This is a genomic window from Bythopirellula polymerisocia (assembly GCF_007860015.1).
Lineage (GTDB): Bacteria > Planctomycetota > Planctomycetia > Pirellulales > Lacipirellulaceae > Bythopirellula > Bythopirellula polymerisocia.
In genome coordinates, this window is sequence record NZ_SJPS01000001.1 from 1005630 (window position 1) to 1018809 (window position 13180).

11 protein-coding genes are annotated in these 13180 nt (G+C 54.9%); 7 read left to right on the forward strand and 4 right to left on the reverse strand.

The genetic code is table 11. The annotated features are described in order from the left end of the window. The first annotated feature begins 3 nt into the window (after positions 1-3). Genes Pla144_RS03905 through Pla144_RS03915 form a run of 3 tightly spaced genes read left to right on the forward strand, consistent with a single transcriptional unit; the run spans position 4 to position 2436 of the window. A complete protein-coding gene (locus Pla144_RS03905; RefSeq protein ID WP_146447984.1) occupies positions 4-1740 on the forward strand; it encodes a hypothetical protein in 1737 nt (578 codons plus the stop codon). A gap of 59 nt (positions 1741-1799) precedes the next feature. Then, positions 1800-2153 (forward strand): type II toxin-antitoxin system RelE/ParE family toxin, encoded by a 354-nt coding sequence (locus tag Pla144_RS03910; RefSeq protein WP_231936153.1) that lies wholly within the window; start codon positions 1800-1802, stop codon positions 2151-2153. Further along, a complete protein-coding gene (locus Pla144_RS03915) occupies positions 2137-2436 on the forward strand; it encodes a helix-turn-helix domain-containing transcriptional regulator (protein ID WP_146447986.1) in 300 nt (99 codons plus the stop codon). The genes Pla144_RS03910 and Pla144_RS03915 overlap by 17 nt, the downstream gene beginning before the upstream one ends. 77 nt (positions 2437-2513) lie before the next feature. Here Pla144_RS03915 and Pla144_RS03920 read toward each other — a convergent pair whose 3' ends face one another. Beyond that, positions 2514-3437 carry a histone deacetylase family protein gene (locus Pla144_RS03920; RefSeq protein ID WP_146447987.1) on the reverse strand — a complete coding sequence of 308 codons (924 nt, stop codon included), beginning with the start codon at positions 3435-3437 and terminating at the stop codon, positions 2514-2516. Between the two features lie 290 nt (positions 3438-3727). On the opposite strand from Pla144_RS03920, the gene Pla144_RS24445 reads away from it, so the two are divergent. Further along, complete coding sequence (locus Pla144_RS24445) at positions 3728-5185, forward strand: hypothetical protein (RefSeq protein WP_197530368.1); 1458 nt, start codon at positions 3728-3730, stop codon at positions 5183-5185. Between the two features lie 89 nt (positions 5186-5274). Here the strand turns inward: Pla144_RS24445 and Pla144_RS03930 are convergent, their stop codons facing one another. The 3 genes from Pla144_RS03930 to purH all read right to left on the reverse strand — a co-directional run bounded on the left by Pla144_RS03930 (position 5275) and on the right by purH (position 8365). Continuing rightward, positions 5275-5823 (reverse strand): DUF6580 family putative transport protein, encoded by a 549-nt coding sequence (locus Pla144_RS03930; RefSeq protein ID WP_146447988.1) that lies wholly within the window; start codon positions 5821-5823, stop codon positions 5275-5277. A 171-nt stretch (positions 5824-5994) separates the two neighbouring features. Next, entirely contained in the window at positions 5995-6504 is a 510-nt protein-coding gene (locus Pla144_RS03935; RefSeq protein WP_146447989.1) for a DUF4430 domain-containing protein, read from the reverse strand. A gap of 277 nt (positions 6505-6781) precedes the next feature. Beyond that, on the reverse strand, positions 6782-8365 hold the full coding sequence (gene purH, locus Pla144_RS03940; RefSeq protein WP_146447990.1) for a bifunctional phosphoribosylaminoimidazolecarboxamide formyltransferase/IMP cyclohydrolase: 1584 nt from the start codon (positions 8363-8365) through the stop codon (positions 6782-6784). Between the two features lie 487 nt (positions 8366-8852). Between purH and Pla144_RS03945 the strand changes: the two genes are divergently transcribed. The 3 genes from Pla144_RS03945 (at position 8853) to Pla144_RS03955 (ending at position 13122) form a co-directional block, all read left to right on the forward strand. Next, a complete protein-coding gene (locus tag Pla144_RS03945) occupies positions 8853-10688 on the forward strand; it encodes a S41 family peptidase (RefSeq protein WP_146447991.1) in 1836 nt (611 codons plus the stop codon). A 116-nt stretch (positions 10689-10804) separates the two neighbouring features. Beyond that, complete coding sequence (locus Pla144_RS03950) at positions 10805-11281, forward strand: hypothetical protein (RefSeq protein ID WP_146447992.1); 477 nt, start codon at positions 10805-10807, stop codon at positions 11279-11281. Between the two features lie 284 nt (positions 11282-11565). Next, the gene (locus tag Pla144_RS03955) at positions 11566-13122 is read left to right on the forward strand and encodes a tetratricopeptide repeat protein (RefSeq protein WP_146447993.1); all 1557 of its coding nucleotides are present in this window, start codon (positions 11566-11568) and stop codon (positions 13120-13122) included. Positions 13123-13180 lie beyond the last annotated feature (58 nt).

The window sequence follows — 13180 nt, forward strand, 5'->3', positions numbered from 1 at the left end:
ACTATGCACCACGAACCCGCCGACTCCTCTTCGAAAAAGTTCTGGTGGTTTGCCGGGTTCGCTCTCTGCCTGCCATTGGCGTGGTTTCTGTACCAACTGTTCGGCCCCAACGACGAGATCATCGTCTCGCCCGAGACCACGGTCATCACCGAGCCACTCCGCCGGGACGGGCTCCCCGACTATGCCCGCTACTTTTATGAACTGGGCCACGAGGGCGTCACGCCCGAGAACAATGGAGCCGTTGAATTCTGGCAAGCGATGTGGCCCGGCGACTTGGATCCTAACGATTGGCAGGCAATGTGTGATGCGCTGGGAATGGAAATTCCTGCGGAAGATAGTGGGCTTGAGCCACCCTATTCTCGCAAGTTGCAAAAAGAGATTGCTGTTCAACTGACAGAGCATTACAAAAAAACGTTAGAAAGCCCTGCCCTCGAGGATCTCACGAGAGACGAAACGCAAAGCTTTATCCAACAGACGTTGGCTGACGAGGCCATTGGTGAGGCCATGGAACATCCGTGGCGAACCGAACAACTGCCGGCTATGGGAGAATGGATACAGCGCTATGAAAAGCAACTTGATCTGTTGGTGGAAGCATCGAACAAGCCCAAGTATTGGTCCCCATCGCCATCACTCTTGGGAAATAACTTTTCGGGGCTGATCACAGTGTTGCTGCCTGGCATTCAGAACATGCGAAATGCCGCAAGAGGTCTCAACGCCAGGGCCATGTGGAACCTGGGCGAAGGACGTAACGAAGCGGCCTGGGCCGACCTGCTGGCCTGCCATCGCCTGGCCCGCTTTCTCTCTCAAGACCCGACACTTGTCGGACAACTGGTCGCAATTGCCATCGACGGCATTACATGCCCTAAAACGGTCATACTCCTGCATGCCAGCAACACCGATGCACAATCGGCCCGGCAGATCCTTCGCGAGCTGACTGAGATGGGTCCCGCGAGCAACATTGTCAGGAGTTTAGACACTGGCGAACGCCTCATGTTTACTGACCTTATAATAGGATTGGCCACCCAGCGGGACACTCTCTCTTCATTAACGGGGGCTGGCCCCGGGCAGGTCAGTTTTGACCCCCTGACGCTCGTGAGTATCGATTGGAACTATGTACTGCGAGAAGGCAATCGCTGGTACGATCAGTTGGTCGCTGCCGCACGCAAGCCGACACGAGCTGAACGGAAAGCAGCCTTCGACCAATTCGATGCAGATGTAAATCAAACTGCTACCAGATCCAGTAACCCTTTTCGTCTCCTCGGCGGAGTGGTTAGCACCAAGGGTCGTAGCCAAATTCTTGCCGACACCATGGCGGGTTTGATGCTTCCCGCCCTTGATGCAGCCTATCAGGCCGAAGTGCGAGGACTGGTTCTGTTGGAACTCACCCGCGTCGCAGCGGCATTGGCAGTCTACCGCGCCGAGCACGGCGAATATCCCGAGCAACTCGCCGCGTTGGTCCCTGATGTTTTGCCTGAAATGCCTCTCGACCTCTATTCCGACGAACCCTTCAAGTACGAACGCAAACCCGATGGTGGGTATCTACTTTACAGCGTCTTTACAAATGGAAAAGACGACGGAGGACTCAGTTACGACGGAGAAATCGTCGCCGGCGAATGGGTGTCGAAACAAGCAGACCTCGATTACCTCAACAGCGACGTCGTTTTTCGCGTCCCCGTCCCCGACTTCAAGCTCCCGGACTTTCCTGTCGAAGAGGATACCGTAGCGAATCCAGTTGAGTAGCGACGCAGTTAGCGAGTTGACAGAGTGTCGTTTATAACCTACACTTAAACTGAATGGGTGTGAAGGAGCAACGAATCCGAGTTTATCGTACGCGAGTTGGCAAGCGCCCGTTTTCGCTGTGGCTCGAAAAACTCCGTGACCGTAGAGCTCAGCAGCGTATCGATGCTAGGCTTGCTCGAATTGCATTGGGTAATTTTGGGGATTGTAAATCCGTAGGTGATGGTGTTCTAGAACTACGCATCGACTACGGTCCTGGGTACCGATTCTACTTAGGCAGAGATGGAGACGAGGTAGTGATCTTGTTGATCGGTGGTGATAAACAGAGCCAGACAAAAGATATCTCTCTGGCAAAAGACTATTGGGCTGACTACAAAGTTCGCAAACAGGAAGAAACAAATGGCGCTAACCAGTGATTACCATGAGGAGCTATTAGAGCGGCTCAGTGATCCTGACTATGCCGCAGGTTATCTCTCGGCGTGTGCTGCAGGAGGTCAGGAGGAATTTCTTCTCGGGCTTCGCAACGTTACTGAGGCACTTGGCGGTGTAGGACAACTAGCTTCGACGACTGATCTCAATCGGCAGGGACTATACGACATGCTCTCTGAAGAGGGGAATCCGAGGCTTTCAAGTCTCTTCTCAGTCCTCAATGCTTTCGGGATGCAGTTGAGTTGCGTTCCAACACACGAATCCAACTAGTGCCTTTTTACACAGGACGACAATCCCCTTTTGCTCCGCGAAAGTGGCGCAACTTTTGCGGAGCAAAAGGGGACAAATCACAATAGCCCTTCCAGGTGAATAGCCACGCACTCGGCAAGTACGGGTGGGTTGTAACCTCCTTCGAGGGTACTCACTATCCGCCCCGCGGCGTAAGAGTCGGCAATCGCCATCGCTGCGGCGGTTAGCCACGCAAAATCCTCGACTTCCAGTCCCAGCGAACCGATGGGGTCGCTGCGATGTGCATCAAAGCCCGCACTCACAAGCACCAACTGTGGACGCATGCGGGCTGCGAAATCCTCTAACTCTCGCATGACCGCCTCGCGATAAGCACGTTGCGAAATGCCAAACTCCAACGGTACATTGCGCGTCGTGCCCAGTCCTGCGCCGGTGCCCGTCTCATCCGAGTCACCGGTCCCCGGATAAAATGGCCAGCGATGGACCGAGAAAAAACCGACACGCGGTTCGTCATAGAATATTGCCTGCGTGCCGTTGCCGTGGTGTACGTCCCAATCGACGATGAGCACCCGCTCGATCCCCTGATTGAGTGCCGACTGTGCTGCGAGGGCGATGTTATTGAAAAGGCAAAAACCCATCGCCGTCTCGCGCAGGGCATGGTGCCCTGGTGGCCGCACCAGGCAAAGCGCTCGTCGATCTTCCCCGCTCAGCACTCGTGTGGTCGCATCACATACCGCCCCAACGGCAAGCCGTGCCACGTCAAACGACTCCGGTCCCACTACCGTATCCGCGTCGGCACGACCGCCCCCCGTTTTTGCTAGTTGCTCCAGAGAGCGAATCATCGTCTCCTGGTGCACCGACTCAAGCACTTCGTCTTCCGCCGGGAGCCACTGAGGCAATGTGCAGCGTTCCGTCAGGCCATCTGCCCCCAAGTGCCCAAGGATATGTTCCAAGCGTTCGGCACACTCGGGATGGTTTCCCGTATGGTGCTGCAAGAACCGCGGTGAAGTATAAAGTAGGACCATCGTGTCTCATCCCGTTAGCCGGCAGTGTCCCACTGCCGAATACTGTGTTTTCTACGAGGCACTTGGCAGCGGGACGCTGCCGGCTAACGCCAGCTTGACATTTCTGATTCACTCTGTGTAGTGTGGAAATAGCTAAAGCCTTTTCAGACAAGACGTTGGGACGATTCAACTGGTCTTAAATCAGGACCTAGTTTGGCGAACCGCTGGTGGGACTCTACAATGGAAGTACAGGGACTCACGGCTTGCAAGCCGAGGCTTATCAGAGGCATTTTCATATAAGGAACAGGGCCATGTGCGCTGTCTGCGGTAGGGGCGTTTCCCAAAAATTACGTTGGTGTCTGTTGGGGCTGATTGCACTGGCGGTTCTGGCTCGGTACTTCTCCGGTTCATCCCTGTATGCGCAGGAAGCCGTCGAGGGTCGATACGACACCCTACCGGCCAAGCTCAGCGCCCGCGAGGCCAGTCGAATCTATCCGGCTGTCAATCAAGGTCTTCGCAAATCCGCAGGATTCGGTGCAGATCAACAAGCGGTCGACGACTATCTGGCCAAGTACTATCTGCCGAAGATGACCAGTGATCTTCCCGAAGACTTAGCTGAACTGGCCAAGAATCGTGAGAAGTTTTTCAAGAACTTTATAGGAATGGCCTCGAACTCAAATTCGAAGCAGCACCTGGTCGATCTCGGGTTCAAGTTTTCGCGATATGCTGCGCGAGGGAATATGCATCCTGCTGTCCGTTACAACGCAGTCCTCATGCTGGGAGATCTCGATCAGCAACCGCCTACCAATACCACGCCCCCGGTTCCGCTAGCAACTGCGACTGTCGAGCTGTTGGAGTTGGTTGAACAAGCCGAGTTCAACGACGTGCCAGTGCCGGAATCGGTGAAGCTGGGAGCGCTCATCGGCTTAGAGCGTCATGCACGTTACGGGATCGACCCCAAACAGAAGGATCGTTTGACCAAGGCGATGCTCGCGATACTGGCCAATCGCGAGCCACCCGAAGACGTCGAGAAGGATGTGCATGGCTGGGTTCTCACGCTTGCGGCTCAGGTCTTGGCCAACCAGTATGCGCAGGATCCTACCCAAGAAGTTCAGGATGCCCTCACGAGTCTCATCTCCGACGAAGAAATGGGGCTCGATGATCGCTGCAAAGTCGCCGCCCTGTTGAAGAGAGTTGACTACAGCAAAGCGGCAGGAGTTGATTCAGCAGCCACTGTGCCGGCCCTAGGTCAACTGTCGCTCGATGTGGTCTCGTCAGGTGCGAAAAAGGCGCGCAAGTATCAGAAGGAACTCCTCGGTGGAGGCGGCTTTGCACAACCCGGCGGCTTCGGTGGTGGTTATGGAGGAGGCGGTCGTGGTGGATACGGTGGTGAAGGTGGCTATGGCGGGGGCGGTGGTTATGGCGGGGAATTCGGCGGCGGCCGTGGCGGTTTCGGCGGTGGCACCTTAGAAGATACTGGACCCAAATTCGAGCGCCGGCAGCTCATGGCCCGCTTAGTAGACATACGCTCCGGCAGCGGTTCCATTTACAAGGGACTTCAAGACGCTGAGAAGGTCCAGATGGAATCACTCATCGACGAGATGAAGCCAACCTTCGCCGTATTCGAGGACAAGGATGCCGTAGAAGTCAAAGTCACTCAAGCCGTGATCGATCTCGAAACCCGACTCAAAACGCTGCTAGCCACTTGGAAACTGCCTGCCAACGACGAACCCGCCAAAGAAGCAAGCGATGACGACTTTGCAGGATGATGTGCGCCGAAATTATGACGAATCGCTGCACAGGGCTACTTCGTGACTATTGAGTCCAGCCATTCTGATTAATGAGGATTCCTAAACCCTCAAGCCTGCACGCGCACTCTTTGGGGCACTCGCGCGCTGGCGATCATCAAACAGGCCACTAGCACGACCAAATAGAAGACATCGCCGGCAAGCATCGATCTGTAAAACGGCAACGCCGCGATGTAGCAAGCAGTGAGTCCGGCAATCGACTTCTCATACATCCCGGTCGAGGCCCAATGGACGAAGTTAGTCACGACAAAAAATGCTGTGGCGGGTAACACACCACCAAGCACGCCGAGACCTACGCGCTGCCAGCCATCGGCATGGCGAGCCATTCGACCCAAGAAGAGCGGCACGAGCATCATCATGTGCACTGACACTTGAACGGCGACACTCTCATGTGCCGGCAGAATAATGTCGGAGACTGCCAAGATACCCACCGGCAACAAGATCGCTGCCAATAATGAACGAAAGTAGTACCCACCAATAACAGTCACTGCCGCCAGCGGGGTAAAATTCCAGTCTGGCTGCGCCCAACGACCGGCCACTCCAATAGCCAACAAGAGTCCAAAGACACTCAACTCACGAAGGGTTTCTCGATTATTCATGGGGATTGAATCCTCTTAACGCAGCGATCAGCCATATGCAATCTTGGGAACTGAGGAAACTGAGTGCTTGAAAGGTCTTTTTTGCGACCTTTTTCCGTTCTCTCCGTTTCCTTCCGTTCAAACAATTCGTATGACTTCTGATGGGGAATGGTAAAACTATTTAACCGCATTCTACTTCTCTTCCGCCGCATCCGTAAACCGCCAACGGACTAACTCACCTTGTGCGACCTTTTGCACGCAAAAACTTGCGGTTGCAGGCACGCCAGCGACCTCGTAGAGCCAATTCCTGGCGTTTACCCCTTCGTTCTTTAGGCCGTCGATTTCGGTAAGCAACCCGCTCTCCCCCGTGCCAATCTGGGAAAAATGGATGCCCGGGCGATAATTGCTGGCCTCCCGCATCACATCGGCCACGGTCATTTCTGCTTGCCAGGGCAGGGCCTCGAATCGCCGTTTCGAACCGTTGCCGAAATCGATCTCCAGCCGAACCGTTTCGCCCGTCGGTTGCACGGAGGGAGTCCAAGCAACCGCCATCGAACCAGCATCGCCGTTTGAAGCCGTGAGCCCAAACCGATTCGAGAGAACAACTCCCGCCAGAACCAGGAGCAACAGGAGCGGAAATATCCACGGTATGCTGGTACTGCAGCAGGACGAGTCGTCGGGACCTTGAGGCGATGTTTCCATGCCCTGCACGATACCCGCTCCACAGATTGTCGTCGACCGTGCTCCGAAACCCCCTCCCAGGTAGTCCAGGGAAGGGGTCTGAAGAGATTCTTCGATTCGAACTAATTGCGTAAGACATCGAGCGCCGGGGCGCCCAATTTTTTATCTCATGCAGAAATGCAAGTAGCCACAAGAAACACGAAAAGTCACCAAGAAGAACTAAAATAACCCAGCTGCTTGCCTTGTGCTTTCTTGTGTTTATCGTGGCCATCAACTCCCCTTGAGCTTTTAGCGCAGATCAATGTCGGAAGTGGCGAGTCCCGGTGAAGATCATCGGCAGACCATACTCATTGCAGGCGGCAATGACCTCGGCATCTCGGCGGGAACCGCCGGGCTGGATGATGGCGGCGATCCCAGCGTTGGCCGCCTCTTGGATAGAATCCTCGAAGGGGAAAAAGGCATCGGAGGCCAGCACGCTCCCCTGGCAACGCTTTCCCGCCTTGCGGATCGCGATTTCTACCGAGTCGACGCGACTCATCTGACCCGCTCCTACGCCCAAGAGCGATTTGTCTTTGGTTAGCACGATGGCATTAGACTTCACAAACCGGCACACGGCCCAGGCAAACTCCAGGTCTGCCTGCAACTCAGCGGAGGGTTTGGCCTCCGTCAAAACCTGCCAGGCGGAAGTCTCGTCAGGCAAGTCGTCGGCAGTTTGACAAAGCATGCCGCCATCAATCTGGCGAAAAACCTGGGCTCCCATTCCTGGAAGGAAGGTGCCCGTCTTGAGCAGCCGCACGTTTGCCTTCCACTTGGGTTTGGTGGTGAGTACCTCCAAGGCTTCAGGCGTGAAATCCGGGGCGACAATCGCCTCGACAAATCGGCCTGGTTCGGCGAGGAACTCCGCCATGGGCCCGTCCACGGGCACATTCACTCCCAGGACAGATCCGAAAGCGCTCAAGGGATCCCCGTCCCAGGCTTTGCTCGCAGCTTCGGCAAGGGTTTCAGCCGTGGCCGCCCCGCAAGGATTGTTATGCTTCAATACGGCTACCCCGGGTTGGGGCAGCGAACGGGCGATTGCCAGGGCGGCATCCAGGTCGAGCAGATTGTTGTAAGACAGTTCCTTTCCGTTGAGTTGCTCGGCGTTGACCAGACTCTCTGTCGGGGCAGACGGGAAAGCATAAAGCGCCGCCGACTGATGGGGGTTCTCGCCGTAGCGAAGAGTGTCGCGCCGCTGCAGTTCCAGACGGACCTGCGGTGGATAGTCATCGACTCCGGCAGCCACTGAATTGAGTTTCACGAAATAGCCTGCAATGGCTGTGTCGTACTCGGCAGTTCGAGCAAAGGCCGCACCCGCAAGTTGGCGACGTGTTTCCAGGGTCGTAGTTCCTTGATCGCGAATCTCGGCAAGGATCGCGCCGTATTGTTCCGGGTTGGTGGCCAACGTGACAAACGCATGGTTCTTGGCCGCGGAGCGCACCATGGAGGGGCCGCCGATGTCGATCTGCTCAATCGCTTCGGAAGGGGTGACTCCGGGGCGGGCGATAGTTTCTTCAAACGGATAGAGATTCACCACCACCAGCTCAAATGTGGCGATGCCGTGTTCGGCGAGGGAAGCCATATCCGAAGGGTTGTCATGGCGACACAGCAGACCCCCATGCACCTTGGGATGCAGGGTCTTTACCCGACCGTCCATCATTTCCGGAAAGCCAGTGTAGTCGGCTACGTCGCGCACCTGGATGCCTGCCGATTCAAGATGCTTGCGCGTCCCCCCCGTGCTAAAGATTTCGATATCCAGAGCGACTAATTCGCGGATAAACTCGCTGAGTCCTTGCTTGTCGCTAACACTGACCAGGGCACGTTTGATGGGGGGAGAAATGGGCATAATGAAACCGAAATTAATGGCTATTTGATTCGAGAATTGGCATATTTAGCCAAATAAGTCTCTCTCCGATTTGTCTGGGGGGACGCCACGATAGCACTTCCGGGCAGGCCTTTCAATGAACCACCAGCCCACGTCTCACGTATTAGGGTTCAGTAGTTGCCGGTTGCTGGATAAGCCGGCGAGTTCTTGGCAGGATGCTCTTTTCCATTGCGAAGTGAAGTGCTGAAAGTCTTCCCCTACAAGCGGTAGGGTCGGTTGATTCGCTACCTTGCGATCAAACGCCATTGCCGTACTCACAGTTCCAATCGGAGACCTAGTGGTACTGCCGGACGGACTGTGAGGGTTGCAGGGGGAAGTACTCGAAAAGTGTTAAGAAACACCGCAACGAGTTTTTGACTAGCGCTATTCAGTGGCCTATATTCCCTTAGGCGGCAATTTTTGACCGAATCTGCTGCCGGTGCGCATCCACTCCATCCCCCCAGGATAGGTGGATCAGACAGGGACCGCTGAGCACACGTTTCAGTACGGACGACGCGACTCCCCCCAGACAGATTACGAGCATCACATGCAGATTCGCCACAATCTTGAGCTTCAAAATCTCGAGATTCATCCCTCGAAGGAATCCACTGAAAGTCGCGGCAACTGGTCGCGACGGATGGCCGCCACATTGGTCGCCGTATTCTTCTTTGCGGGTTCTTTGCTGGTTAGCCCGGCAACTGCCCAGGTTTCCCGTGGCGGCGAACCCGTCACGATCGTACCTAAGGCCCTGCCCGCCAATTCGATCAGTTCAGTTCTCGACCGTGGTAGGCAATTGGAGACAAATCGTCGCTGGGGCGAGGCCTTGAGCCACTATGAAGATGCCTTGCGAGAGCACCGGGACAACGAAACCCTTCAGCAGCACCATGACTTGGCCAAGCTGCATTACAGTGTCGAGCGTCGGTACCACGACCATAGCTTCCTGCAATCGATATCGACCCTCAATCGGGATCAAGCCCTCTCGCTCTATGCAGAGCTGCTGCAGAAAACCAATAGCCACTACGTTGCCAATCCTCCTTGGCGCAAACTCAGTGTCCGGGGAGCTTCTGCCATCGATCTGGCTCTGACCGACCCAGGCTTTCTCGCAGCCAATAACGTACAACTTTCCAGCGACCAACTCGCCCAGCTTCGTAAAGAGATTTATCAGTTACTTGGCCAACGTTCTCTCCAGAGTTCCCGAGACTTGATCACTTTTGCGACCGAAGTGTCGCGTCTTGCCGAGGTGCGGGCTGGACTGACTCCCACGGCGACAGTGCTTGAGTTTGTCACAGCTGCGGCTGAGGGACTCGATGACTATTCCTCGTTCCTGACTGCTGACCAGTTGCGTGAAACGTACTCGCAAATCGAAGGCAACTTTGTCGGTCTGGGTGTTGAACTAAAGGCCGAAAATGGGGCTCTGCTCATTGTGCGTGTCATCCCCGGCAGCCCAGCTGAGCGTGCAGGCATTCTCGATCAGGACCGCATCGTTGCAGTTGATGGCAAGTCGACTGCCGAACTCTCCACGGATGAGGCCGCCTCGATGCTCACTGGCGTCGAGGGATCCTTTGTGCGTGTGACGGTCTACTCGCCCAGCAAAGAACCTCGCGTGTTAAACATCCGTCGTGAACACGTCAATGTGCCCAGTCTAGAGAATCCCAAGATCGTCGATACCGACTTTGGCATCGCATACGTTCGCGTTCCAGCGTTCCAAAAGACGACCAGCCGCGACCTGGAAACTGCCCTCTGGGATCTGCATCGACAAGGAATGCGGTCACTCATTCTCGACTTGCGTGGAAACCCTGGCGGGCTTCTCACGGCCTCGGTCGAATTGGCAGACAAATTCCTTACGGAAGGCAACATCGTTTCCACTCGTGGTCGTAGCCCTCAAGAGGATTTCAACTACACGGCTCACTATGGCGGGACCTGGAGAGTTCCGCTGGTGGTGTTGATCGATGGCGACAGCGCTAGTGCGAGCGAGATCTTTGCAGCAGCAATCAAAGACAACAACCGGGGAACTATCGTCGGCAGTACCTCATTCGGCAAGGGATCTGTACAGGGCATATTCCCGTTGGGATTTGCCGGAGCGGGCATTCGGCTCACCACCGCGAAGTTCTATTCCCCCAACGGCACTCCCATCAGCTATCGTGGCGTCGAACCTCATGAGAAGGTTCAGGTCGTGGCCAAGCCGGTACTGGAACGCATCGATCTGGCAAACCAGGAAAAGAGCGATTTAGTACTCCAGGCAGGGATTCAGGCGGCACGAAGCCGTCTCGCAACCCCCGTTGCCCGGCCATCGACCGTCCGTTAGCCGTTGACGATTCAGGTCAATTGGCAAATACTGACGGTTTCCTTCCGCGCAGAATGGCTCAACCGCTGCTTGTAATCGACCAGATGCGCTTCCTCCATGGCACTTGTTGCAATCTCATGCCCTATAAAAAAGAAGAAGACGACGATCTATTTGAAGATGACTTTGAATTCGTGGACGAGGAGGATTCCGATGTTGAAGATGAGGAAGACTCGGATATCGAAGAAAAGTCAGACCTAGAAGATGCAAAGCCTGCTAAGAAAGGTCGCCCAAAAGGCCGAAAGCAAACTGCTCCTAAGGCTGAAAAGGCACCCCGCAAACGCGCCAAGAAATCTGAGGCGGTCGCCGAAGAAACCCCCGTGGAAGCGGAAGTGGACGAAGCAGTCGAGGAAGAGGTTGCCGAGGTCCCCGCTGGTCCCCCAGCAGATCACGTTGTCCATGTCTATGAATTCCGCAAGTTCAAGCGAACGATCCAGCGCGACTTTACCAGCGACGAGGCGGATGGTTTTGCCAAAGAGTACAACCGCACTTCATCCAACCATAGCCGCTGGGCCGTGTCGAGCAACAAAGATTCCAAGCCGACACCCACCATCTAAAGGCTTAATAATGGCCAGCGATTGGGGATCTGCGTAGAATTCCTGCGAACAAGCGCCTTTTGACTGCCGTAATGAGACTTGTCGTTGCAGCCGGTATGGCCGCATCAATCGGAACTGTGCCATCGATAAAAAGGTGGAGACTGTTCTTGTTTCTACCCTACATGCGCACAGGTCGCGTGGTACGTTAATGTGGGTCGCTATTTTGAGGTATTGAGTGCGGACTGTAGGCCTGCGCTCCCTCGGGAAAGACCGAAACGAACTTCTAAGAATCGAGGTAGGATCGCATGAGTGCTTTGAAATACAGCTTGAGAATGGTTGTCGTTGTGGCGCTGGTCACCTTATTTGCCCCCGCGGTCAGGTCCCAAGAAATCGGCGCTCGCAATCCCGATGCCATGGCTGCCTATGAAGAGGGCATGAAATTACTTGAAGCTGAAAACTGGGACGATGCAATCGCAGCATTTACCACAGCCATTGGCATCGACAACACTTTTGCCGAAGCCTTCTTTGGTCGGGGTGAAGCACTTCGAAACTTGGAAGATTATCAGGCAGCTTTGGATAACTACAAGCAGGCTACCAATATCGATCCCAAGTCAGCCAAGGCCTACAACGGCCAGGCCATCTGCGAAAAAGAATTAGGTCTGATCGACTTAGCATTCAACGATTTCAACAATGCCATCGAACTCGATCGGCGGGACCCCGAGATCGCCGCCAATCTGGGTGAGTTGTTGGTCAATAGAGACCCAGCCAGTGCACTACGGGTACTCGACAAGGCAGCGGAACTCGACCCTGAGAACGCAGAAGTCTTCCGCAATCGGGGCCTCGCCCACGCTCAATTGCGTCAGTTCGATGAAGCGAACGCCGACCTGGCAAAAGCGATCGAACTGAAAGATGACGACTTCGAAACGTATGCGATGCAGGCCAACATCTTTCTCTTCCAGGACGAGAAGGAGTTAATCCCGAAAGCGATCGATGCCTTGACAAATGCAATCAAGTATTACGAGCCCGAAGAAAGCTCCGATCCCAAGTCGTACGTCCAAGGCTATCTACTGCGAAGCGATGCTCGACTGAAGATGGCATCCGATGAGGATACCCCGGAAGACAAACGCGAAGAACTTTACCAGCAAGTAATTGATGATGCCGATGCGGTGCTCTCGGAAATGCCGGACACCTTCCCCTCCTCAGGACAAGCCCTTTATCGCAAAGGGGTAGCACTCCGCATGCAGGGATTATATGGGGAAGCGATCAAGGCCTTTACGGATGCGCTGCAACAGATCCCGCCAGGCGAGTCGGCCCCCTATATCACGAATGCCTATCTGAAGCGCGGCATGTGTTGGTTTTCTCAAGGGGAGAATCGCCTTGCCCGGGGTGACTTCTTGCTAGCCGCTGCATCCGACTATACGGATCCATTGCCTCACTTGTGGACCGGCTATACCTTCGCCGAAGAGGGAGATTATCGCTCTGCGATCGAAAGCTACGGAGAAGCCATCAACAAGAACCCCACCTTTTCACTCCCTTATGTCAACCGTGGTTTGGCCTATGTAGCTTTGGACGAATACCAACGCGCTGCCGACAATTTCAACGAAGCCATTCGAGTCGAGCCCACAACCTCCGATCATTTTGCCAAACGAGGTTACGCCTACATGTTGATGGAGGAGTACGATAAGGCATTTGACTCGTTTAATCTTTCTTCCTTGTATGATGAAAACAACCCTGAAGCATTTGAAGCTGCTGCTCAAACCCTTCGGTCTTTAGGACGTAACGCTCTGGCTGAGAAGTATGAGCAGCGTGCTCAAGAATTGAAAGAGAAGCCTGCCCAGCAGTTACAAGATAAAACAAACTAACACGGCCGTTAATCAGCATACTGCAGGCCGGTGAACGCAGTCCCGTTCGCCGGCCTGT